Below are 22,440 nucleotides of genomic sequence, written 5' to 3' on the forward strand. Positions count from 1 at the left end.
TCAGTACCTCACCCTCGGGTCGATGAGCGCCGCGATCACGTCGACGACGAAGTTCGTCAGGGCGACGATCACGGCCAGCAGCGCGACGATGCCTTGGACCGCCACGAAGTCGCGGGCCTGCAGGTACTCGGCGAGCTGGAAGCCGAGGCCCTTCCACTCGAACGTGGTCTCGGTCAGCACGGCGCCGGCCAGGAGCAGCGCGATCTGGAGGCCGATGACCGTGATGATCGGGATGAGCGCCGGGCGGTATGCGTGCTTGCGAAGCAGTCGGTACTCGCTGACGCCGCGCGAGCGGGCGGCATCGACGTAGTCGGTGGCGAGCGTGCCGATCACGTTGGTGCGCACCAGGCGCAGGAAGACGCCCGCGGTGAGCAGGCCGAGCGCGATGGACGGCAGCACCGCGTGCGCGAGCACGTCGGCGAGCACCTCGGGATTGCCCGTGCGGATGGCGTCGATCGTGTAGAGGTTCGTCGGGTTCGGCAGGAGCTGCATCTGCAGCTCGGCGCTCGTCGACGCGCGACCGGCGACCGGGAGCCATCCGAGCCAGACGGAGAACACGAGCTTCAGCAGCATGCCCGCGAAGAACACCGGCGTCGCGTAGCAGAGGATCGCGAACACGCGCAGGACGGCGTCCTGGCCGCGGTCGCGGAAGTAGGCGGCGATGAGGCCGAACGGGATTCCGACGACGAAGGCGACGAGCAGCGAGTAGAACGCCAGTTCGAGCGTGGCGCTGCCGTAGGTGAGGAGCACCTCGAGCACCGGCCGGTTGTCGCTGATCGTCGTGCCGAAGTCGCCCGTGAAGACCTGTCCGAGGTACTCGAGGTACTGCACGATGATCGGGCGGTCGTATCCCGCGGCCGCGATGCGTTCCTGGAGCTGGGCGGCGGTGAGCCGGTCGCCGAGCGCGGCGGTGATCGGGTCGCCCGTGGCGCGCACCGCGATGAACACGACGGTCACCAGGATGAAGACGGTCGGGAAGATCAGCAGGAATCGGACCAACAGGTAGCGGCCGAGTCCGCCGCCCTGGGCCTTGGGTTTCGGCCGTCCGGATTGCGGTGCGCCCTCGGCGAGGGACACGGTGTCAAGAGTGCTCATTGATTCCTCAGGGGTGCAGGGGAACGGGGGCGACCCGCGGTAGCAGATCGCCCCCGTCGTCGAGCTTCAACGACTCTAGTCGCGCTCAGCCCTTCGAGATCGCTCCGTAGCGGAACTTGAACGACGCGTCGAGCGTGTCCTCGGTGCCCTCGACGTCGGAACCGACGACCGCGACCTGCGCACCCTGGAGGTACGGCACCGTCGACAGGTCGGCGGCCACCTTCTCCTGGATCTCCTCGATGAGCGCGGTGCGGGCGTCCGCGTCCGCCTCCACCGACTGCTCGAGGATGAGGTCGTTGACCTCCTGGTTCGAGTAGTGGTTGCCGAGGAAGTTCTCCGTGAGGAAGAACGGGCTCAGGTAGTTGTCGGCGTCGGAGTAGTCCGGGAACCAGCCGAGCTGGTACGCGGGGTACACGTCGGCGGTGCGGTCCTTCGAGTACTGCACCCACTCGGTGGTCTGCAGGTTCACCGTGAAGAGACCGGACGCCTCGAGCTGGTCCTTGATGAGGGCGTACTCGTCGCCCGAGGACGGACCGTAGTGGTCGTTCGAGTACTGCAGGTTCAGCTCGACGGGGACCTCGACACCGGCGTCCTCGAGGGTCTTGGTCGCCTTGTCGACATCGGCGCCGCCCTCACCGTCGCCGTAGAGCTCCTTGAGCGGCTGGATGGCACCCGTGAGGCCGTCCGGCACGAAGGAGTACAGCGGGGTGTACGTGTCCTTGTAGACCTGCGAGGCGATCTCCTCGCGGTCGATGAGGTCGGCGACGGCCTGGCGCACCGCGAGGGCCTTGGCCGGGTCGGCCTCGGGCGTCTCGGCACCGTACGGCTGCGTGTTGAAGTTGAACACGATGTAGCGGATCTCACCGCCGGGGCCCTCGACGACCTTGACCTTGTCGTTGCCGCGGAGGTCGTCGATGTCGGTCGCGGATAGGCTCCGGAACGCGACGTCGATGTTGCCCTCCTGCACGTCGAGCTTCATGTTCGACGCATCGGCGTAGTACTTGACATTGACCGTCTCGGTCTTGGGAGCACCGAGCACGCCCTGGTAGTCGGGGTTGGACTTGTAGCCCACCAGGTCGTTGAACTTGTAGCTGGTGATGACGTACTGACCCGCGAATGCGTTGCCGTCGACGATCTCGTCGTCGGGCGTCAGCGCGTCGGCCGCGAAGACGTCCTCGTCGACGATCGGACCAGCCGGGCTCGAGAGGATCTGCGGGAAGATCTGGTCGTTGTCGCTCTTGAGCTTGAAGACCACCGTGGTGTCGTCGACCACCTCGACGGAGTCGAGGTTGTAGAGCAGGGCGGACGGCCCGTTCTCATCGGCGATCGCGACCTGGCGGTCGAACGAGAACTTGACGTCGGAAGCGGTCAGGTCGTTGCCGTTGGCGAACTTCAGGCCCTCCTTGAGCGTGACCGTGTACTCGTTCGGGGCCGTGTACTCCGCCGACTCGGCGATGTCGGGCTCGACCTCGGACGTGCCGTAGGGCGAGTTCATCAGGAACGGGAACACCTGGTTCATCACCGCGAAGGAGCCGTTGTCGTACGACCCGGCCGGGTCGAGCGTCGTGACCTTGTCGGTGGTGCCGATGGTGAGCGTGCCGCCGCCGGACGAGTCCTCGTCGCCGCCACCGGCGGCGCAGCCCGCGAGCACGAGTGCTGCGGCGGAGAAGCCCGCGGCGAGGGCGATGCCGCGCCGGCGGTGCATGGATGCGGATGCCATATCCGTCTACCTCTTCCTGTCAGGATGATCGCGGACGGGGTCGCCGCCTCGCAGATCTCGTATCTTCCAGACCTAGCACACGGGCTCGGAAGCGAACTCGGCAGGGCCCCCTCGCGAGCACGAATGTGACCGATCTGCAATGTTGTGCTCGTCTGCGCGGGTGCCCGTGACCCGATGACGAGGGGACCTCAGTCGCCGCGCAGTGAGCGCCGCTCGTGCTCGAGGTCGACGAGCGCGCGCTGAATGGCCGCGAACGTCGCCTGGTCGGCGCGATCGGTGCGCTGGAGGCGTCCGAGCAGCTCCTGCTTCTGCCGCAGCAGCTCGCGGTCGACGAGACCGCCGACGACGCCGCGGACGTACGCGGCGAGCTCGGCATCGTTGCGCTGCGGGACGGGGAGCACCGCGAGCTGCTGCACGATCGACGCGAAGGGCGCGGGCACCTCACCGACCACCCGCTCCACCGAGAGCGTCGTGGTCGCCGTGCCGCCGGAACCGGCCGGTCCCGATGACAGCGCGGAGGCGATTCCGTCGCGGACGACGGCCAGCGTGGCGTTGCCGAATCGGCAGTCGACACCCTGCCGGAGCAGGTCGACGCCGACGACGTCGGGGTACTGCAGCATCGCCTGGAGCGCATCGCGCTCGAGCCGGGTGGCGGGGTCGTTCGGCAGCTGGGCGATCGAGTACGGCCGATCGGATATCGCGACGCCGGGGGTGGCGAGGCCGTCGGGCGCGTTCGCTCCCCCGCCTCCTCGCACGCCGCCCGGCTCGGCGCCATCGCCACGGCCGCGGTCGCTCTCGGGACGCTCGCGACCCCCCGCTGCACGAACGGCTCGGGTCACCTCGCCGAGCTCCATCCCGAGCATGCGTGCGAGTTCGCGTGTGTACCCGGGCCGCAGTGCGGGGTCGCGCAGGTCGGCGACGATCGGGGCGGTCGCGCGCAGCGCGGCGACTCGCCCCTCGACGGTCTCGAGGTCGAAGCGGGCCAGCGTGTGCCGGATCACGAACTCGAACATGGGCGTCTTCGCGTCGACGAGCGATCGGACCGCCGCGTCACCGCGTGCGAGCCGCAGGTCGCACGGATCGAGCCCGTCGGGTGCGACCGCGACGAACGTCTGTGCCGCGAACCGCTTCTCCTCGGCGAACGCGCGCATGGCGGCCTTCTGCCCGGCGGCATCGCCGTCGAACGTGAATACCACCTCGCCGACCCCGGAGTCGTCGCCGAGGACACGGCGGAGCACCTTGATGTGGTCGACGCCGAACGAGGTGCCGCACGTCGCGATCGCGGTCGTCACGCCGGCCAGATGGCAGGCCATGACGTCGGTGTAACCCTCGACGACGACGACGCGGTGCGTCTTCGCGATGTCGCGTTTGGCGAGGTCGAGCCCGTAGAGCACCTGCGCCTTGTGGTAGATCGCCGTCTCGGGGGTGTTCAGGTACTTGGGGCCGGGATCGTCGTCGAGGAGCTTGCGCGCGCCGAAGCCGACGGTCTGGCCGGTGACGTCGCGGATCGGCCAGATCAGGCGCCCTCGGAAGCGGTCGTAGACGCCGCGATCGCCCTGGGACACGAGACCGGATGCCGCGAGCTCCTCGGTCGTGAAGCCCTTCGCCTTCAGGTGGTCGGTGAGCGCATCCCAGCTCTTGGGTGCGAATCCGACGCCGAAGTGCTTCGCCGCATCGGCGTCGAAGCCGCGCTCGCCGAGGAACCGCCGGCCGACCTCGGCCTCTGGCGAGGTGAGGCGCTCGACGAAGAACTCGGCCGCGGCCTGGTTCGCGGCGAGCAGGCGTGCGCGGTTGCCGTGATCGGTGGCCGATCCGCCGTCCTCGTAGTGCAGCTCGAAGCCGATGCGCCCCGCGAGCCGTTCGACGGCCTCGGTGAACGAGACGTGATCCATCCGCTGGATGAACGTGTAGACATCGCCGGATTCGCCGCAGCCGAAGCAGTGGTAGTACCCGAGCTGCGGTCGGACGTGGAAGCTCGGACTGCGCTCGTCGTGGAACGGGCAGAGGCCCTTCATCGAACCCACGCCGGCCGACTTCAGCGCCACGTGCTCGCCGACGATGTCGGCGATGTTGGTGCGGGCCTTCACCTCTTCGACATCGCTCTGTCGAATGCGGCCCGCCATGCCGACCATCCTATTGGCGGTTCACTGGCAGAGCCGCTCGTACCAGGCGAGCGCCGACTGGTCGGTGAGGCTCGCGACCTGGTCGACGACCACGCGCTTGCGCCCGGCGTCGTCGGATGCCGCGCGCCAGTCCTCGGCGAAGCCGGCGTCGAGGTTCGCGTCGCCAGTTTCGTGGAGCACGTCGGCGAGGGCCGTGAGCACCTGCCGCTGCTGGCTGTAGATGGGCTGGCGCGTGTTCCGCGACATCACGAAGGCGGCGACGATGCCCTTGAGCACGGCGATCTCGGCCTGGATGTCGCGGGGCACGACCATATCGGCGTCGAACCGGATCAGGCTCGCGACGGGGTGCTGCGCCCGGGTGGCCGCGGTCGCGGCGTGCGCGAACCGGCCGATGAGCTGGCTCGTGAGGTTCTTCAGCGCGGCCTGGTCGCGTCGGCTGCCCTCCCACGACGACATCCAGACGTCGAGCGAGTCGAGCCGGTCGAACGCCGCGATGAGCTCGTCGTGGCCGATGGCGCCGCCGATCCACTCGTACATCGACGACACGAGCTCGTCGTGGTCGACGCGTCGGCCGAGCGCGGCGACGTCGACGTAACCCCCGACGATCGCATCCTCGAGGTCGTGCACCGAGTAGGCGATGTCGTCGGAGAGGTCCATGACCTGCGCCTCGATGCACAGCCTCCGCTCGGGGGCTCCGCGTCGCATCCATTCGAACATGTCGACGTCGTCGGCGTAGAAGCCGAACTTGGTGCGACCACTCGGGTCTCCGACGCCGGCGGTCTCGGGCCACGGGTACTTGCAGCTCGCGTCGAGGCTGGCCCGCGTGAGGTTGAGCCCGATCGGCCGGCCCTCGGGGGTGAACACCTTCGGCTCGAGCCGGGTGAGGATCCGCAGGGTCTGCGCGTTGCCCTCGAAGCCCCCGATGTCGGCGGCCCACGTGTTGAGGGCCTTCTCGCCGTTGTGTCCGAAGGGCGGGTGGCCGAGGTCGTGCGCGAGGCACGCGGTGTCGACCACGTCTGGGTCGAGGCCGAGGCTGCCCGCGAGCTCGCGGCCGACCTGCGCGACCTCGAGCGAGTGCGTGAGCCGATTGCGCGCGAAGTCGAGCCCAGAGGTCGGGCTGAGCACCTGCGTCTTGGCGGCGAGTCGGCGAAGCGCCGACGAGTGCAGCAGTCGCGCCCGGTCGCGCGCGAAGTCGCTGCGGCGCCGGTTGTCGTGCTGTTCGGGCAGGAATCGCTCGGCGTCGGCCTCGTGGTAGCCGCCGAAGAGTCGGTCGCGCACGCGCTCAGCCGCCGCTCGTGTCGAGTTCGGCGTCGACGAGCGTGGTGCGATCGTGCCCGGCGAGCTCTTGCGAGTCGAGCCAACCCTCGGGCAGCGACGGGTTCTTCGGGGTGCCGGCGCGCCCGCGCGGCCCCTCGGCGCCCTCGCCCGGATACGGCATCGACCAGTCGAGGGTTCCGAGCAGGTCGTCGAGCTGGGCGAGCGATTCGACCGTGGCGAGCTTGGCGCGCAATTCGCCGCCCACCGGGTATCCCTTGAAGTACCAGGCGACGTGCTTGCGGATGTCGCGGCACCCGCGTTCCTCGCTGTCGAAGAAGTCGGCGAGCAGTTCGGCGTGCCGGCGGAACGTGCGCGCGACATCGCCGAGCGAGGGCTCGGCCTTCGCCTGCTCGCCGCGGAACGCCGCCGCGAGGTCGCCGAACAGCCACGGCCGCCCGAGGCATCCACGACCCACGACCACCCCGTCGCATCCGGTCTCGTCGACCATGCGCAGCGCGTCGTCGGCCGACCAGATGTCGCCGTTGCCGAGCACCGGCACGCTCGTGACCGCCTGCTTGAGCCTCGCGATGGCCGACCAGTCGGCCTGGCCCGAGTAGAACTCGGCGGCGGTGCGCGCGTGCAACGCGATCGACGCGACGCCCGCGCCCTCGGCGATGCGGCCGGCCTCGAGGTACGTGAGGTGGTCGGAGTCGATGCCCTTGCGCATCTTGATCGTGAGCGGGACATCGCCTGCGGCGTTGACTGCGCCCTCGACGATGTCGCGGAAGAGCCCGCTCTTCCAGGGCAGCGCGGCTCCCCCGCCCTTGCGGGTGACCTTGGGCACGGGGCATCCGAAGTTCAGGTCGATGTGGTCGGCGCGGTCTTCGGCGACGAGCATGGTGACCGCTTCGGAGACCGTCTTGGGATCGACTCCGTAGAGCTGGATGGAACGCGGCGTCTCGGATTCGTGGTGCGTGATGAGGCGCATCGACTCGGGCGTGCGCTCGACGAGCGCGCGACTCGTGATCATCTCGCTGACGTAGAGGCCTGCGCCGAACTCGCGGCAGAGCCGCCGGAACGCCGTGTTGGTGATACCCGCCATGGGTGCGAGCACGACCGGCACCTCGAGGTCGAGGCCGCCGATCGTGAGCGGGCGGGCGGGGGTCGTGGTCGTTGGCATCGCCTTCGATTCTCCCAGACCGGCGGCGCATGCGGCCCGGCGCGGCGGCGGCGCGGCCTAGGATGCGGTCATGGCTGCGCTGTGGAGGACGGCATGACCGCGTTCGAGAGACTCGTCGGCGTCGAGCGGGTGCAGGCGGATGCCGCCGCTCGCGGCCTCGACATCGAGGTGATCGAGCGTCCCGCCGCTCGCAGCCTCGAGGAGGCGGCCGAGCTCATGGGCATCGAGCCGGGCGACATCGTCAAATCGCTCGTCGTGAAGCGCAGCGACGACACGTACGTCTTCGCGCTCGTTCCCGGCGGCCGCAAGATCAGCTGGCCGAAGCTGCGCGCGCTGCTGTCGGTCAACAAGCTGCAGCTGCCGGATGCCTCGCTGGCCCTCGCCGCGACAGGCTACGAGCGTGGCACGATCACCCCGCTCGGCTCGACCACCGCCTGGCCGGTCGTGGTCGACGCGACGATTCCGGGACGCCGCGTCTCGATGGGAGCGGGCGAGCACGGCCGCAGCCTCTTCGTCGACGCCGACGCGCTCGTGCGTGCGCTCGACGCGACGGTCGCCGACATCAGCGACCCCGAGTAGTCACTCCCCCGACTCGACCGCCGGCGGGATCTCGCAGACGTCGCCCGCGCAGACGGCTCCCGCGCTGCCGAGCATCGTGAACGGCGTCACCGCGTCGCTCACGCCGCGACCCCGTCGCGCTCGCCGGCGACCTGCGTCAGCACCTGTGCGAACACCTCGGCGGGCTGCGCGCCCGAGACGCCGTACTTGCCCTCGAAGACGAAGAACGGGACGCCCTGGATGCCGTACGCCCCGGCCTGTGCGATGTCGGCCTGCACGTCTGCGCCGTACCGACCCGACTCCAGCGCCGCGCGCGCGGCATCCGCGTCGAGCCCGACCTCGGCCGCGAGCTCGACCAGCTCGTCGACGCGACCCACGTGCCGGCCCTCGGTGAAGTAGGCCCGGAACAGTCGCTCGGAGAGCTCGAGCTGCCGGCCCTGCTCCTTGGCGAAGTGGAGCAGCTCGTGCGCCTTCAGCGTCTTCGTGTGCTGCAGCGCGTCGAAGTCGTAGTCGAGGCCTGCGGCGGCCGCGATGCCCCTGACGCGCTCGAGCATCTGCTCGACCTGCGCGACGGGCAGGCCCTTGTGCCCGGCGAGGAAGTCGACCTCGGACCCCTCGAAGTCGACGGGCGTGTCGGGCGCGAGCTCGAACGAGTGGTACTCGATCTCGACCTCGGGCGCGTCGTCGCCGAGCGCGGCGATACCGCCCTCGAGGTGGCGCTTGCCGATGTAGCACCACGGGCACGCGATGTCGGACCAGATGTCGATCTTGATGGGGGACGTCACGCTCAATGCGAACGGATGCCGCGGCATCCGTATTCCCATGCATGCAACTGGTCGGCGTTCACCCCTGCCGCGACTCCTGAATCGAAGGACGGAGGCGTCGACACGCCGACGGGCACCGCGGAACGGCGCGGGACCGTCCTTCGATTCAGGAGCCGCGCGGGTGCGACGCAAGGTCCGGCAGCATGACGGCCCCGCGGCATCCACGGGCTCGCTCGCCCGCGCCCCTACGCCGTCGGCGCGTCGATGGCCGCGCCGAAGCGGCGGTTGCGGCCCGCGTACAGCTCGATCGCGTGCCAGAGGTCGGCACGCGAGAAATCGGGCCAGAGCGTGTCGAGGAACACCATCTCGGCGTAGGCCGACTGCCAGAGCAGGAAGTTCGACGTGCGCTGCTCGCCCGAGCTGCGCACGAACAGGTCGACGTCGGGCAGGTCGGGCACGTACAGGCGCTTCTGGATGAGCTTCTCGCTCACGGCCGAGGGGCGCAGGCGGCCGGATGCCACGTCGTCGGCGATCGAGCGCACCGCGTCGGCGAGCTCGTTCCGCCCGCCGTAGTTCACGCACATCGTGAGCGTCAGGGTGTCGTTGCCCGCCGTGAGCTTCTCGGCGAACTGCAGCTCGTCGATGACCGAGCGCCACAGGCGCGGCCGGCGGCCCGCCCACCTGATCCGCACGCCCCACTCATTGAGCTGGTCGCGGCGCCGGTGCAGCACGTCGCGGTTGTAGCCCATGAGGAATCGCACCTCGTCGGGCGAGCGCTTCCAGTTCTCGGTCGAGAACGCGTACACCGAGAGGTGCTTCACGCCGACCTGCACCGCGCCCGCGACCACGTCGAGGAGCGCCGCCTCGCCAGCCTTGTGCCCCTCGATGCGGGTGAGCCCGCGCCGGTTCGCCCAGCGGCCGTTGCCGTCCATGACGATCGCGACGTGGTCGGGCACCGCGCCCTTCGGAAGCGCGGGCGGGTACAGGCCCGTCCAGTCGATCGGCCGGTAGGGCACGGCATCCTTGTGGGTGTAGGGCTTGGGGGTCACTGGGGGGCCGTTTCTCGGGAGACGTGGGAGAGCGAGCGGAGTCCGCGCTCGAGGTGCCACTGGGCGTACGCGGCGACGATACCGCTCGCCTGGGCCCGCTCCCGCTCGGGAGCCGCCTCGGCGTGCTCCCAGTCTCCGGCGAGCAGCGCGCCGAGCAGCTCGACCGTCGAGGCCGCGATGCGCGGCGTGCCCGGCGGGGCGCACTCGTCGCACACCACTCCGCCGAGCTGGACGACGACCGCCGTGTGCGGGCCCTCGCGCCCGCAGCGCGCGCAGTCGGCGAAGGTCGGCGCCCAGCCGGCGATCGCGAGCGCGCGCAGCAGGTACGAGTCGAGCGTGAGCGGCGGGCCGTGCTCGCGCCGCGAGAGCGATCGGAGCGCGCCGACGAGCAGGAGGTACTGCTGCAGCGATCCCTCGGCCTCGGTCAGCCGGTCGGCGGCCTCGACCATCGCGTTCGCGGCCGTGTAGGCCGCGTAGTCCTGGCTGATCTCGGCCCCGTAGGCGCCGATCGTCTCGGCCTGCGTGATGACGTCGAGCGTGCGCCCTTCGTAGAGCTGCAGGTCGGCCACCATGAACGGCTCGAGCCGCGAGCCGAACTTCGACGCGGTGCGTCGGACGCCGCGCGCGACCGCCCGGATCTTGCCGTGGCGGCGCGTGAGCAGCGTGACGATGCGGTCGGCCTCGCCGAGCTTGTGCGTGCGCAGCACGACGGCGTCATCTCGGTACACGGGCACCTGACGATTCTCCCACCGACCGCCGGCACCCCGGCCGAGGACCGCGCACGCGACGTCGGATCGGACGGCAGAATGGTCGGGTGACCACGTCGTCCGCGCCCGTCCTCGTCACGGGAGGCACCGGCACCCTCGGCCGGGCCGTCGTCCGCCTGCTCGCCGATCGCGGCGAGGACGTCCGCGTGCTCAGTCGCAGCGGTGCGCCCGGCACCCTGAAGGGCGATTTGGCGACGGGCGAGGGCGTCGAGGCCGCGATCGAGGGCACCCGCGCCATCCTGCACCTGGCGACGACGCTGCGCGACGACACCGAGATCACGCGGAACCTGGTCACGGCGGCCGACCGTTCCGGCCGCCCGCGCATCCTGTACTCGTCGATCGTGGGCATCGACCGCATCCCGCTCGCGTACTACGCGGGCAAGCGCGCCTCCGAACGGCTGATCGCCGAATCACGCATGCGGTGGACCGTGCAGCGCATCACCCAGTTCCACGACTTCATCGCGACGCTGTTCCACGTGCAGCGCTTCTCCCCCGTCCTCGCCGCGCCGGCGTTCTCGTTCCAGCCCATCGCGGTCGACGACGTGGCCCGCCGGCTCGTCGAGCTGCTCGATGCGGATGCCGCGGGCATGGCGCCCGACGTCGGGGGCCCCGAGGTCCGCCCGGCCCGCGACCTGGCTCGCGCCTACCTCGCCGCCCGCAGATCCCGCCGTCCCACGCTCGCGTTCCGGCTCCCCGGCACGCGCTTCAGGGCGTTCTCGTCCGGCGCGAACCTCGTGCCCGGCGAGCCCTACGGCCGAGTCACGTTCGAGGAGTACCTCGCGACCGGCGCGGCACGGGCGGCCGCGCCGCGCGATCCGCGTGGAGCGACCGACGCATGACGCTCGCACCGTTCGAGATCCCGCTCTGGGCCGACCTCGCCGCGGTCGGGATCGGCGCCCTGCAGGGCGCGATGTTCGCGGGGCGACTCAAGGAACGCCGCCTCGACCTGCTCGGCGTCGCGCTCATCGGCATCCTCGTCGGGCTCGGCGGCGGCCTCCTGCGTGACATCCTGCTGAACCAGCTACCCGCCGCCATGAAGACGAACTGGTACCTGGTCGTCGCGACGCTCGCCGCGCTGCTCGGGATGGCGCTGCTGCGGCTCTTCACGCGGCTGAACCCGCTGATCATCGCGCTCGACGCCGTCACGATCGGGTTGTTCGCCGCGATCGGCACGACGAAGGCGCTCGCCTACGGCGTGCCCGAGGTGCCCGCCGTGTTCGTCGGCGTCGTGTCGGCGGTCGGCGGGTCGATCCTGCGCGACGTGTCGCTCAACCTGCCCATCGCGCTCATGCACGTCGGCTCGCTCTACGCCGTCGCGGCGGGCGCCGGGACCGTGCTCATCACGGTGCTCGTCGCCCTGGGTGCGAACATCACGGTGGCCGCCACGACGTGCGTGATCGTGACGACGCTGATCCGGCTCGGATCGGTGCGCTTCGGATGGAGCCTGCCCGAGCAGCGAGCGATCGCGAGTTGGCGGGTCTGGCGGCGCACCGCCCGTCCCTGAGACGGCCACGGGCGGGGCGACCGGAGTCGCGCCCGCCCGTGCAGACCGGATCGCAGCTCAGGCGAGCGCCGGAGCCGTCGCCTCCTCGCGCGCGCGTGCGGCCCGCAGTGCACGGTTGACGGCCGACACGACGGCCTTGAGCGACGCCGTCGAGATGTCGGCATCGACGCCCACGCCCCACAGCGTGCGCCCCTCGACCTGGCACTCCACGTATGCGGCAGCCAGCGCGTCGCCGCCCGCGGACAGCGCGTGCTCGCTGTAGTCGAGCACGCGGACGTCGACGCCCTCGGCCGCGAGCACGGAGAGGAAGGCCGCGATCGGGCCGTTCCCCGAGCCGTCGGCATCGACGCGCTCGTCGCCGTCGCGCAGGCCGACGCGCACGCGCACGTCGCCCGTGAGGTCGCTCTCGGTGCGCATCGACAGCAGCTCGAACCGGCCCCACTTCTCGTCGGGGCGGTCTTGCGGCGCGGGCAGGTACTCATCGGTGAAGACCGACCAGATCTGCTCGCTCGTGACCTCGCCGCCCTCGGCGTCGGTCTTGGCCTGCACGACGCCCGAGAACTCGATCTGCAGCCGGCGCGGCAGGTCGAGCGCGTGGTCGGTCTTCAGCAGGTAGGCGACGCCGCCCTTGCCCGACTGGGAGTTGACGCGGATGACGGCCTCGTAGCTGCGACCGAGGTCCTTCGGGTCGACCGGCAGGTACGGCACGGCCCACGGCAGGTCGTCGACCGAGACGCCGCGCTCGTCGGCGCGTGCCTCCATCGCCTCGAAGCCCTTCTTGATCGCGTCCTGGTGCGAACCCGAGAACGCCGTGTAGACGAGGTCGCCCGCCCACGGGCTGCGCTCGTGCACCGGCAGCTGGTTGCAGTACTCGGCGGTGCGCTTGACCTCGTCGAGGTTCGAGAAGTCGATCTGCGGGTCGACGCCCTGCGTGAACAGGTTGATGCCGAGCGCGACGAGGTCGACGTTGCCCGTGCGCTCGCCGTTGCCGAACAGGCACCCCTCGATGCGGTCGGCACCGGCCATGTAGCCGAGCTCGGCGGCCGCCACCGCGGTGCCGCGGTCGTTGTGGGGATGCAGCGAGAGGATGACGTTCTCGCGGTGAGCGAGGTGCCGCGACATCCACTCGATCGAATCGGCGTAGACGTTGGGGGTCGCCATCTCGACGGTCGCGGGCAGGTTGATGATGACCTTGCGCTCGGGCGTCGGCTCGAACACCTCGATCACCTGGTTGCACACGTCGACGGCGTACTCGAGCTCGGTGCCCGTGTAGCTCTCGGGCGAGTACTCGTAGTAGACGGTCGTGCCGGGCACGGTCGCCTCCATCTCGCGGCACTTGCGGGCGCCGTGCAGGGCGATGTCGATGATGCCCTGCTTGTCGGTGCGGAAGACCACCTCGCGCTGCAGCACGCTCGTCGAGTTGTAGAGGTGCACGATCGCCTGCTTGGCGCCGCGGATCGACTCGTACGTGCGCTCGATGAGGTGGTCGCGCGCCTGCGTCAGCACCTGGATGGTGACGTCGTCGGGGATCGCTCCCTCGTCGATGAGGCTGCGGACGAAGTCGAAGTCGGTCTGGCTGGCCGACGGGAAGCCGACCTCGATCTCCTTGTAGCCCATCTTCACGAGGAGGTCGAACATGATGCGCTTGCGCTCGGGGCTCATCGGGTCGATGAGCGCCTGGTTGCCGTCGCGCAGGTCGACCGCGCACCAGCGCGGGGCCTTCTCGATGCGCTTGGAAGGCCACGTGCGGTCGGGCAGCTCGACGCGGATCTGCTCGTGGAACGGACGGTAGCGATGCACCGGCATCGCGGAAGGCTTCTGGGTGTTCTTCATGGGGTGCTCTTCTCGCTATTCGGGGGTTTCAGCCGACGACGAACTCCGCAGCGAGGGAGGCCTGTGAACTAGGACTCGCTGCGGCAGCTAAGGAGGAGCAGGCCGCGAAGCACGAACCAAGGCTAACACCGGCATCCGGTGCGCGCGCAACGATGACGACGGCCGCGGATGTCGCGGCCGCAGCTTCAGGCCGTGGCGGGTGCCGCCCCCCGGGCTCCGGCACCCGCCACGCGTCATCCGCTCGACGTCATTCGATCGCGAGCGCCGTGACCGGCGACACGCGCGTGGCCCGGCGGGCCGGCGCGAGTGAGGCGACCACCGTCAGGATCGCCGCGGCACCGATGAGCGCGACGACGAGCAGCCACGGAACCGACGGCGCGATCACCAGAGGCTCCCCCTGCACGCTGCCGAGCATGGACTGCGCGCCGGCCCACCCGTAGAAGATGCCGAGCACCAGCCCAGTCGCGGTCGCCGCGGCGGTCAGGGCAGCCGCCTCCGCGACGACCATGAGCCGCAGCTGACGTCGCTCGAACCCGAGCGCGCGCAGCAGCCCGAGCTCGCGCGTGCGCTGCAGCACGCTCAGCGACAGCGTGTTCACGAGGCCGATCGCGGCGATCAGCGCACTGAAGCCGACCAGGATGCTGAACACCGTCACCGTCGCGGCGACCATCTCCTCGATCGCGGCGCGCATCTCGGGGCGGTCCTCGGTCGCCGCGAGCAGCAGCGTCCGGTACGACTCCATCGCGACGGCGAACATCGTCACGAGCGTCACGCCGATGACGAGCCCGATGGTCATGCGCGAGCTGCGCTCCGGATGGCGCACCGCGTTCTCGGCGGCGAGGCGCGCCGACGGCGACGTGCCGAGCGCACGGCCGATCAGCCGCAGCACCGGCGGCATGATGACGTGCGCGCCGAGCACGATGCCGGTGAAGGAGAGGATGCCGCCGAGCAGGCCCACGAGCACGCCGAGCGGCGTCACGAGGCCGAGCGCGACGCCGCCGAGCAGCAGGAGGAGTCCGACGCCGGCGAGCACGGCGGCCGTCGCCGTGCGGCCGCGTCGTGCGGCGAGCTCGTCGCGGGTCGACTCGGTCGCGTTGCCCAGCGCCTGCGCCGGCCGAACCGCGAGCACGCGACGCGAGCCCACCCACGCGGCCAGCCAGGTCGTGATCGCGGCCACGACGGCGGGCGGCAGCACCGCGGCATCCACCCACGCGTGCTCCACGCGGGGCAGCACGTCCGTGACGACCGCCAGCTCGGCCAGCGCCATCGCCGCGACCGTGCCCACGACGAGCCCCAGCACGGCGCCGATCGCGCCGATGACGAGACCCTCGCGCGCGATGGCCGCGCGCTGCGCCCGCGCGCTCGACCCGATGAGCCGCAGCAGGGCGATGAGCCGCGTGCGACCGGCGACCACGGTCGCGACCGTGTTCGACGTCACGACCGCACTCACGTAGATCGCGATGACGATGAACACCCACGCCGCGATCTGCACCATGAGCGCGGCGGTACCGCTCTCGCCGGTGACGTCATCGGCGCGGATCGCCGAACCCAGGTACCCGGTCACCTGCAGCAACGCGACGCCGAACGCCGAGGCGAGCGTCGCGACGAGCAGCGTCGGGCCGTGCTCGGCCAGCAGGCGCCGGATCACGCGGCACGCTCCATGGCGAGCATGTAGGTCGCGATCTCCTCGGCGCTCGATCGGGCGGCGTCGCGCACGATCCGCCCGTCCGCGAGGAAGAGGATGCGGTCGGCGTGGCTCGCGGCGATCGGATCGTGCGTGACCATCGCGATCGACTGGCCCGATTCGCGGCTCGCGTCGGCGAGGATCGCGAGCACCTCGCGACCCGTGCGCGAGTCCAGGTTGCCCGTCGGCTCGTCGGCGAAGACGAGGTCGGGCCGGGTCGCGAGGGCGCGGGCGATCGCGACGCGCTGCTGCTGGCCGCCCGACAGCTCGTGCGGGCGGTGTCGCAGGCGCGAGGCGAGACCCAAGCGCTCGATGAGGGCGTCGATCAGGACGCGCTCCTCGCGCGTCGGACGCCGGCCGTCGAGCTCGAACGGCAGCAGCACGTTGCCCTCGACGTCGAGCGTGGGCACGAGGTTGAACGACTGGAAGACGAAGCCCACGCGGCGGCGCCGGAGCACCGTGAGCGCGGCATCCGGCAGCTCGGTGATGTCGGTGTCGCCGAGCCAGACTCGGCCCGAGGTGGGCGTGTCCAGGCCGGCCATGATGTGCATGAGCGTGGACTTGCCCGAGCCCGACGGGCCCATGATGGCGGTGAACTCGCCACGCCGAAGGCCGAGCGAGACGTCCGCGAGCGCGGTGACGCCGCCGGCGCCCGTGCCGAACTGCTTGCCGAGCCCGGCGACGCGGGCGACCAGTCCGAGGTCAGAGGGTTGGATGTGCATGTCCTCGACGCTACGGACGGCGGAGTGGCCGTCGCGTCGGCCGTGCGTCGGCTTCCGCGTCATCCGATCGGATGACGCGGACGCCTGGGCCTCAGCCTCCGGTCAGGTCGTGCTCGTACGCGAAGACCACGAGCTGCACGCGGTCGCGCAGCCCGAGCTTGGCCAGCACGCGGCTGAGGTGCGTCTTCACGGTGGCCTCGCTGAGGTACTCGGATGCCGCGATCTCGGCGTTGGAGAGGCCCTTCGCCGCGAGCGCGAAGATGTCCCGTTCGCGTGCGGTGAGGTCGTTCCACGCCGGTGGCGCCGGGCGGCGCCCGCCTCCGCGCGCGCCGCTCGCGATGAGCTCGCGCGTCGCATTCGCGGCGATCACCGCGTTGCCGCGGTGCACCGTGCGGATCGCGGCGAGCAGGAACTCGGGATCCGCATCCTTGAGCACGAAGCCGCTGGCACCGGCGCGGATGGCGCGAGCCGCATTCTCGTCGAGGTCGAACGTCGTCAGCACGAGGATGCGCGGCGGCTCGCGGCCATCGCGTTCGGCATCGGCGAGGATCCGCTCGGTCGCACCGATCCCGTCGAGCTGCGGCATCCGCACGTCCATGAGCATCACGTCGGGTCGGCTGCGCTCGGCGAGGGCGACGGCCGCCCGCCCGTCCGCCGCATCGCCCGCGAACACGAGGTCGTCCTGCGACTCGACGAGCATGCGGATGCCCGCCCGGAACAGTGCCTGGTCGTCGACGAGGGCGACGCGGATGGCGCTCATGCGGCACTCCGCGCCGGGATGCGCGCGGTGACGCGGAATCGTCCGTCCTCCGTCGCCTCGGCCGCGAACGCACCACCCGCGAGCTCGGCGCGCTCGCGCATGCCCGGGATGCCGTGCCGCGGCCCCGAGCCCGCCTCGTTCGTCGCGGCATCCGGCGGCACCGCGTTCTCGAGCCGGACGCCCACGCCATCGGCGTCCCAATCGAGCTCGAGCTCGACCGGCTGCGACGTGTCGCCGTGGCGGAGCGCGTTGGTGAGGCCCTCCTGCACGATGCGGTACACCGCGATCTGGTGACCCGCCCCGAGCGGCACGCGATCGCCGCGGTCGCTGCGTCGCACGTCGAGCCCGGCGCCGCGCACCTGCTCCACGAGGTCGTCCAGGTCGTCGAGTTCGGGCTGCGGCGACGCGCCCTCGCGGTGGCGCAGCTCGCCGAGCAGCAGGCGCACGTCGCCGAGCGCGCCCCGGGCGACCCCCGCGATCGTGCCGAGCGCGTCGACCGCGGCCTCGGGCCGGCTGCGGGCCGCGAACCGTGCCCCGTCGGCCTGCGCGATCACGACGGCCAGCGAGTGCGCCACCACGTCGTGCATGTCGCGCGCGATCCGGGTCCGCTCCTGCTCGACGACGTACCGGTACTCGGCGTGCTCGCGCTCGCGGCGGTCGAACTCGGCACGACGCCGCTGCTCGCGGGCATCGCGCACGGTGCGCGTCAGCAGGCCGATCGTCCACGCGAGCACCAGGCCCGCCAGCGCGGCGCCGAAGAGGATGGCGGTCCAGATGATCCGCCCGGCAAGGTCGCCCTGGACCGACGGCCCGACGCCGTCCACGATCGGCACGACGACGCCGAGGTAGATCGTGGCGAGCAGTGCGCCCGCGCCCGCGGACCCGAGCCCCCACCACCGGACGACGCGCGAGCCGTGCGCCGAGGTCGAGTAGACGATCACGAACACCGCGGCATCCGCCGGCTGCAGGTCGCGCAGCATGAGCATCTGCGCGCACGCCGCCACCCACGCCACCACGAGCGCGGCACCCGGCGCCGCGCGACGCAGCACGAGCGCGGCCGAGAACAGCGCGACGACGATGAGGTCGAGCGGGCCGCCCACGAGGGCGTAGAGCGAGCACACGCCGAAGAACAGGGCCGCGAGGATCCCGTCGACGACGAGGACGGCGCGTTGGGACGAGGAGCTCACCGATCCACGCTACGTCCTTGCACGCCGGTCACGGGCCGATCCGCCCGGGAATCATCCTCGGGGCGGATGTCGCACCGACTCAGAATCCGAGCCGGCCGAGCTGCTTCGGATCGCGCTGCCAGTCCTTCGCGACCTTCACGTGCAGCGCGAGGTACACCTTGCGGCCGAGGAGCGCCTCGATCTCGCGACGCGCCCGCTCGCCCACCTCGCGCAGCCGTGCGCCGCCCTTGCCGATGATGATGCCCTTCTGGCTGTCGCGCTCGACGAAGAGGTTGGCGTACACCTCGAGCAGGTCCTTGTCGTCGCGCTCGACCATGTCGTCGACCGTGACCGCGATCGAGTGCGGGAGCTCGTCGGACACGCCCTCGAGCGCCGCCTCGCGCACGAACTCCGCGATGCGCTCCGCCGTCTCCTCGTCGGTGGTCGTCTCGGCCGGGTAGAGCGGATGCTCCGACTGCGGCATGAGCTCGAGCAGCTCGTCCACGAGCACGTCGAGCTGCTCGCCCTTGGGCGCCGAGACCGGGATGATGGCGTCCCACTCGCGCAGCTGCGACACCGCGAGCAGCTGCTCGGCGACCTTCGCCCTGCCCGTGGCATCCGTCTTGGTCACGATCGCGACCTTCTTCGCGCGCGGGTACTGGTCGAGCTGCTCGTTGATGAACCGGTCGCCCGGGCCGATGGCCTCGTTCGCCGGCACGCAGAACCCGATGACGTCGACGTCGCCGAGCGTGGTCTGCACGAGCGTGTTGAGCCGCTCGCCGAGGAGCGTGCGCGGCCGGTGGAGACCCGGCGTGTCGACCACGATGAGCTGGCCGTACGGGCGGTGCACGATGCCCCGGATGGCGCGACGCGTGGTCTGCGGCTTCGAGCTCGTGATCGCGACCTTCTCGCCGACGAGCGCGTTGGTGAGCGTCGACTTGCCGACGTTGGGGCGCCCGACGAACGAGACGAATCCGGCGCGGTAGTCGGTCATGGTCGATCCCCCTGGTCTGCGGTGGCGTCGCCCGCGAACGCGGTGCGCACGTCGATGAGCGCCTGGTCGGCCTCGACGAGGATCGTCGCGATGCGCTTGCGTCGCCCCTCGGTGCGCTCGGCCTCGAGCAGCAGCCCGCTGACGGACGCCCGATCGCCGCGCTGCGGCAGGTGGCCGAGCTCCTTGGCGAGCAGGCCGCCGGCGGAGTCGACGTCCTCGTCCTCGAGGTCGAGCCCGAAGAGCTCGCCGAGCTCGTCGACGGGCAGCCGGGCGTTCACGCGGTATCGCCCGTCGCCCAGCTCTTCCACCTGCGCGGCCTCGCGGTCGTACTCGTCGGAGATGTCGCCGACGAGCTCCTCGATGAGGTCCTCCAGGGTCACGAGGCCGGCGATGCCGCCGTACTCGTCGACGACCATCGCCAGGTGGTTGGACTCGAGTTGCATCTGACGCAGCAGCGCATCGGCCCGCATCGACTCGGGGACGAACGACGCCGGTCGCGCGAGGTCGCCGACCGTCAGCGTCTCGGCATCGAGCGGCCGCTCGAATCCGAGCCGCGCGAGGTCGCGCAGGTACAGGATGCCGATCACGTCGTCGACCTCGCGGTCGATGACGGGGATGCGCGAGTAGCCCTCCTTGAGGAACAGGGCCATCGCCTGCGGAAGGTGCGCGGTGGTCTCGATGGTGACCATGTCGGTGCGCGGCACCATGACCTCGCGCACGAGCGTGTCGCTGAACTCGAAGATCGAGTGGATGAGCTCGCGGTCTCCCTGCTCGAGGACCTCGAGCTCGGTCGCCTCGTCGACCATGCTCAGCAGCTGCTCCTCGCTCGAGACGCCCGCGAAGCGGATGCGACCGGGCGTGACGCGGTTGCCGAGCGAGACGAGCGCGTTGGCCAGCGGGCCGAGCAGCACGCGCACGAACCGGACCAGCGGAGCCGACAGGCGCAGCACCGCGTCGGGATGAGCCCGGCCCACGCTGCGCGGGCTCGCGCCCACGAGCACGAACGAGACCGCGGTCATGACGAGCGCCGACACGAGCAGCACGAGCCACACGTCGTCGAGGAAGAAGGTGAACGCGAGCGTGACGAGTACGGCCGCCGTCGTCTCGGCGAGGATGCGCATGAAGTTGACGGCGTTCACGTGTGCGCCGGGGTCGTCGGCGATCGCGCGCAGGGAGCGCCCGGCACGCGCGTCGATCGAGAGGTCGACGATGTCGGCCCGCGAGACCACGCCGATCGCGGAGTCGACCGCGGCCATCAGGCCGCCGAAGGCGACGAGCACGAACGCCGCCGCGAGGAAGAGCCAGGGCAGCATGGTCAGCGACGGCGCTCCTGCATCGAGAATCCGACGAGGATGTCGCGCTGGATCCCGAACATCTCCTTCTCCTCATCGGGCTCGGCGTGGTCGAAGCCCAGCAGGTGCAGGATGCCGTGGGTGGTCAGCAGGAGCAGCTCGTCGAGCAGCGCGTGACCGGCCGTCCGGGCCTGGGACTCCGCCACCTGCGGGCACAGCACCACGTCGCCGAGCAGTCCGGGGGGCGAGGGCTGGTCCTCGGTGCCCGGGCGCAGCTCGTCCATCGGGAAGCTCAGCACGTCGGTCGGACCGGGCTCATCCATCCACTGCACGTGGAGCTGCTCCATCGCCCCCTCGTCGACGAGCACGATCGCGAGCTCGGCGTCGGGATGCACGTGCATGGCATCGAGTGCGTACACCGCCAGCCGCTGCAGCGCCGCCTCGTCGACCTCGATGGCCGACTCGTTGTTGATCTCGATGCTCACGGGGCTCCTGTTCAGGACGGTCTCTTGCGGGGCAGGTGGTCGCGCGGACCCTGCGGCGTGCGCCGGTCGGCGCTGCGCCGCTCGGCGCGGTTGGCGAACTCGCGCGCCTGCTCGCGCTCGAACCGGGCCGCCTGCTGGCGTTGGTCGTACTCGGTGTAGGCGTCGACGATGCGCCCGACCAGCGAGTGCCGCACGACGTCGTCGCTCGTGAGCCGCGCGAAGTGGATGTCATCGACGTGGTCGAGGATGCGGGTGACCAGCCGCAGGCCCGACGCACCGCCTGGGAGGTCGACCTGCGTGATGTCGCCGGTGACCACCATCTTCGACCCGAATCCCAGCCGGGTGAGGAACATCTTCATCTGCTCGGGCGTGGTGTTCTGGGCTTCGTCGAGCACGACGAACGAGTCGTTGAGGGTGCGGCCGCGCATGTACGCCAGCGGCGCCACCTCGACCGTGCCCGAGGCGAGCAGCTTCGGCACGAGCTCGGGGTCCATCATCTCGTTGAGCGCGTCGTACAGCGGGCGCAGGTACGGGTCGATCTTGTCGGTCAGCGTGCCCGGCAGGAACCCGAGCCGCTCCCCGGCCTCGACGGCCGGCCGCGTGAGGATGATGCGGTTGACCTCCTTGCGCTGCAGCGCCTGAACGGCCTTCGCCATGGCCAGGTAGGTCTTGCCCGTGCCCGCGGGCCCGATCCCGAACACGATGGTGAACTCGTCGATCGCGTCGACGTAGGCGCGCTGGCCCTCGGTCTTCGGCCGGATCGACTTGCCCCGGCTGGAGACGATCACCTGGCCGAGCGTGTCGGACGGACGGGATGACGGATCGGCGTCGAGCATGCGGGCTGAGCTCCTCACTTCGATGGGCGTCGGGTCCTCGCCGCCGCGGACGAGCTCGAGGAGTTCCTCGATCAGGCGGCGCACCCGGGCTCGGTCGCCGGGCTCGCCGCGGATGGCGATCTCGTTGCCGCGCACGTGCACGTCGACGCCGGGGTACTCGTGCTCGATGCTCGTGAGCAGGCGATCCTGCGGGCCGAGGAGCCGCACCATGGCGATGCCGTCAATGTGCAGCCGCTCCTCGTCGGCTCGGAGCTCGGATGCGGGCAGCGGCGTGTCGCCCAGGTCGTCAGCCGGCAAGCGATCCCTCCTTGAGCCCTCCGCCGAGGAGGTGCGCGTGCACGTGGAACACGGTCTGCCCCGCGGCGGGGCCGGTGTTGAAGATGAGCCGGAACTCGCCGTCGGTCAGCTCGTCGGCGATGCGCTTGGCGGTCGCGACCAGTTCGGCGAGCAGTTCGGGGTCGGCCGCGGCGAGTTCGACCACGTCGCGGTGACGACCCTCGCGGGGCGTCACGATGACGTGGACGGGCGCCTGCGGCGAGATGTCGTGGAACGCGATCACGCGGTCGGTCTCGAGCACCATCCGGGCCGGGATCTCGCCCGCGGCGATGCGCTCGAAGATCGTGGGCTCACCCGTTCCGCTCATCCCCCCAT

General features: G+C 70.8%; 21 protein-coding genes. 3 read left to right on the top strand and 18 right to left on the bottom strand.

The features are described 5' to 3' along the window. The 5 genes from BLT99_RS06300 to dusB form a co-directional block, all read right to left on the bottom strand. Window positions 1-1,095 (bottom strand): ABC transporter permease, encoded by a 1,095-nt coding sequence (locus BLT99_RS06300; RefSeq protein ID WP_092670237.1) that lies wholly within the window; start codon window positions 1,093-1,095, stop codon window positions 1-3. Window positions 1,096-1,180: 85 nt separating this feature from the next. Further along, window positions 1,181-2,815 (bottom strand): ABC transporter substrate-binding protein, encoded by a 1,635-nt coding sequence (locus BLT99_RS06305; protein WP_092670239.1) that lies wholly within the window; start codon window positions 2,813-2,815, stop codon window positions 1,181-1,183. Window positions 2,816-3,003: 188 nt separating this feature from the next. Then, on the bottom strand, window positions 3,004-4,938 hold the full coding sequence (gene dnaG / locus BLT99_RS06310) for a DNA primase (RefSeq protein ID WP_092670241.1): 1,935 nt from the start codon (window positions 4,936-4,938) through the stop codon (window positions 3,004-3,006). A gap of 21 nt (window positions 4,939-4,959) precedes the next feature. Next, the gene (locus BLT99_RS06315; RefSeq protein ID WP_188434435.1) at window positions 4,960-6,216 is read right to left on the bottom strand and encodes a deoxyguanosinetriphosphate triphosphohydrolase; all 1,257 of its coding nucleotides are present in this window, start codon (window positions 6,214-6,216) and stop codon (window positions 4,960-4,962) included. Window positions 6,217-6,220: 4 nt separating this feature from the next. After that, window positions 6,221-7,375, bottom strand: coding sequence for a tRNA dihydrouridine synthase DusB (gene dusB / locus BLT99_RS17840; RefSeq protein WP_092670243.1), 1,155 nt, complete (start codon window positions 7,373-7,375; stop codon window positions 6,221-6,223). Window positions 7,376-7,468: 93 nt separating this feature from the next. Here dusB and BLT99_RS06325 point away from each other — a divergent pair, with 93 nt between their 5' ends. After that, the gene (locus BLT99_RS06325) at window positions 7,469-7,954 is read left to right on the top strand and encodes an aminoacyl-tRNA deacylase (protein ID WP_092675725.1); all 486 of its coding nucleotides are present in this window, start codon (window positions 7,469-7,471) and stop codon (window positions 7,952-7,954) included. A gap of 98 nt (window positions 7,955-8,052) precedes the next feature. Here BLT99_RS06325 and BLT99_RS06330 read toward each other — a convergent pair whose 3' ends face one another. From BLT99_RS06330 to recO, 3 genes are all read right to left on the bottom strand, one after another. Next, window positions 8,053-8,718, bottom strand: a complete 666-nt coding sequence (locus BLT99_RS06330; RefSeq protein WP_092670245.1) for a DsbA family oxidoreductase — start codon at window positions 8,716-8,718, stop codon at window positions 8,053-8,055. 224 nt (window positions 8,719-8,942) lie between these two features. Beyond that, window positions 8,943-9,746, bottom strand: coding sequence for an isoprenyl transferase (locus BLT99_RS06335; protein WP_092670247.1), 804 nt, complete (start codon window positions 9,744-9,746; stop codon window positions 8,943-8,945). Then, window positions 9,743-10,480 carry a DNA repair protein RecO gene (recO, locus tag BLT99_RS06340; protein ID WP_092670249.1) on the bottom strand — a complete coding sequence of 246 codons (738 nt, stop codon included), beginning with the start codon at window positions 10,478-10,480 and terminating at the stop codon, window positions 9,743-9,745. The genes BLT99_RS06335 and recO overlap by 4 nt, the downstream gene beginning before the upstream one ends. Before the next feature lie 80 nt (window positions 10,481-10,560). Between recO and BLT99_RS06345 the strand changes: the two genes are divergently transcribed. After that, window positions 10,561-11,352 carry an SDR family oxidoreductase gene (locus tag BLT99_RS06345; RefSeq protein ID WP_092670251.1) on the top strand — a complete coding sequence of 264 codons (792 nt, stop codon included), beginning with the start codon at window positions 10,561-10,563 and terminating at the stop codon, window positions 11,350-11,352. Next, complete coding sequence (locus tag BLT99_RS06350; RefSeq protein ID WP_092670253.1) at window positions 11,349-12,017, top strand: trimeric intracellular cation channel family protein; 669 nt, start codon at window positions 11,349-11,351, stop codon at window positions 12,015-12,017. The genes BLT99_RS06345 and BLT99_RS06350 overlap by 4 nt, the downstream gene beginning before the upstream one ends. A gap of 57 nt (window positions 12,018-12,074) precedes the next feature. Here BLT99_RS06350 and leuA read toward each other — a convergent pair whose 3' ends face one another. The 10 genes from leuA to BLT99_RS06400 form a co-directional block, all read right to left on the bottom strand. Continuing rightward, window positions 12,075-13,850, bottom strand: a complete 1,776-nt coding sequence (leuA, locus tag BLT99_RS06355; RefSeq protein WP_092670255.1) for a 2-isopropylmalate synthase — start codon at window positions 13,848-13,850, stop codon at window positions 12,075-12,077. Between the two features lie 247 nt (window positions 13,851-14,097). Then, window positions 14,098-15,498: an ABC transporter permease gene (locus BLT99_RS06360; RefSeq protein ID WP_229724823.1), complete on the bottom strand. Its 1,401-nt coding sequence runs from the start codon at window positions 15,496-15,498 to the stop codon at window positions 14,098-14,100. Further along, on the bottom strand, window positions 15,495-16,256 hold the full coding sequence (locus BLT99_RS06365; protein ID WP_092675728.1) for an ABC transporter ATP-binding protein: 762 nt from the start codon (window positions 16,254-16,256) through the stop codon (window positions 15,495-15,497). The genes BLT99_RS06360 and BLT99_RS06365 overlap by 4 nt, the downstream gene beginning before the upstream one ends. A 91-nt stretch (window positions 16,257-16,347) precedes the next feature. Then, window positions 16,348-17,016 (bottom strand): response regulator, encoded by a 669-nt coding sequence (locus tag BLT99_RS06370; RefSeq protein ID WP_092670257.1) that lies wholly within the window; start codon window positions 17,014-17,016, stop codon window positions 16,348-16,350. Further along, window positions 17,013-18,203, bottom strand: a complete 1,191-nt coding sequence (locus BLT99_RS06375) for a sensor histidine kinase (protein WP_092670259.1) — start codon at window positions 18,201-18,203, stop codon at window positions 17,013-17,015. The genes BLT99_RS06370 and BLT99_RS06375 overlap by 4 nt, the downstream gene beginning before the upstream one ends. Window positions 18,204-18,282: 79 nt before the next feature. Then, complete coding sequence (gene era, locus BLT99_RS06380) at window positions 18,283-19,176, bottom strand: GTPase Era (RefSeq protein WP_092670261.1); 894 nt, start codon at window positions 19,174-19,176, stop codon at window positions 18,283-18,285. After that, window positions 19,173-20,489, bottom strand: a complete 1,317-nt coding sequence (locus BLT99_RS06385; RefSeq protein ID WP_092670263.1) for a hemolysin family protein — start codon at window positions 20,487-20,489, stop codon at window positions 19,173-19,175. The genes era and BLT99_RS06385 overlap by 4 nt, the downstream gene beginning before the upstream one ends. Before the next feature lie 2 nt (window positions 20,490-20,491). Continuing rightward, complete coding sequence (ybeY, locus tag BLT99_RS06390; RefSeq protein WP_092670265.1) at window positions 20,492-20,953, bottom strand: rRNA maturation RNase YbeY; 462 nt, start codon at window positions 20,951-20,953, stop codon at window positions 20,492-20,494. Window positions 20,954-20,964: 11 nt separating this feature from the next. Beyond that, window positions 20,965-21,999 (bottom strand): PhoH family protein, encoded by a 1,035-nt coding sequence (locus BLT99_RS06395; RefSeq protein ID WP_092675734.1) that lies wholly within the window; start codon window positions 21,997-21,999, stop codon window positions 20,965-20,967. Between the two features lie 76 nt (window positions 22,000-22,075). Continuing rightward, on the bottom strand, window positions 22,076-22,432 hold the full coding sequence (locus BLT99_RS06400) for a histidine triad nucleotide-binding protein (protein ID WP_092670267.1): 357 nt from the start codon (window positions 22,430-22,432) through the stop codon (window positions 22,076-22,078). Window positions 22,433-22,440 lie beyond the last annotated feature (8 nt).

The sequence above is a fragment of the Agromyces flavus genome, from assembly GCF_900104685.1.
GTDB classification, from domain to species: Bacteria; Actinomycetota; Actinomycetes; order Actinomycetales; family Microbacteriaceae; genus Agromyces; species Agromyces flavus.

What these genes read in the sequence shown, in the direction of transcription:
- dusB (WP_092670243.1), bottom strand. Translation starts at nt 7,375, where the DNA reads ATGCCAACGACCACGACCCCCGCCCGCCCGCTCACGATCGGCGGCCTC.
- BLT99_RS06305 (WP_092670239.1), bottom strand. Translation starts at nt 2,815, where the DNA reads ATGGCATCCGCATCCATGCACCGCCGGCGCGGCATCGCCCTCGCCGCG.
- era (WP_092670261.1), bottom strand. Translation starts at nt 19,176, where the DNA reads ATGACCGACTACCGCGCCGGATTCGTCTCGTTCGTCGGGCGCCCCAAC.
- BLT99_RS06400 (WP_092670267.1), bottom strand. Translation starts at nt 22,432, where the DNA reads ATGAGCGGAACGGGTGAGCCCACGATCTTCGAGCGCATCGCCGCGGGC.
- BLT99_RS06395 (WP_092675734.1), bottom strand. Translation starts at nt 21,999, where the DNA reads ATGGTGCGGCTCCTCGGCCCGCAGGATCGCCTGCTCACGAGCATCGAG.
- BLT99_RS06350 (WP_092670253.1), top strand. Translation starts at nt 11,349, where the DNA reads ATGACGCTCGCACCGTTCGAGATCCCGCTCTGGGCCGACCTCGCCGCG.
- BLT99_RS06325 (WP_092675725.1), top strand. Translation starts at nt 7,469, where the DNA reads ATGACCGCGTTCGAGAGACTCGTCGGCGTCGAGCGGGTGCAGGCGGAT.
- dnaG (WP_092670241.1), bottom strand. Translation starts at nt 4,938, where the DNA reads ATGGCGGGCCGCATTCGACAGAGCGATGTCGAAGAGGTGAAGGCCCGC.
- BLT99_RS06370 (WP_092670257.1), bottom strand. Translation starts at nt 17,016, where the DNA reads ATGAGCGCCATCCGCGTCGCCCTCGTCGACGACCAGGCACTGTTCCGG.
- BLT99_RS06365 (WP_092675728.1), bottom strand. Translation starts at nt 16,256, where the DNA reads ATGCACATCCAACCCTCTGACCTCGGACTGGTCGCCCGCGTCGCCGGG.
- BLT99_RS06300 (WP_092670237.1), bottom strand. Translation starts at nt 1,095, where the DNA reads ATGAGCACTCTTGACACCGTGTCCCTCGCCGAGGGCGCACCGCAATCC.
- BLT99_RS06385 (WP_092670263.1), bottom strand. Translation starts at nt 20,489, where the DNA reads ATGCTGCCCTGGCTCTTCCTCGCGGCGGCGTTCGTGCTCGTCGCCTTC.
- leuA (WP_092670255.1), bottom strand. Translation starts at nt 13,850, where the DNA reads ATGAAGAACACCCAGAAGCCTTCCGCGATGCCGGTGCATCGCTACCGT.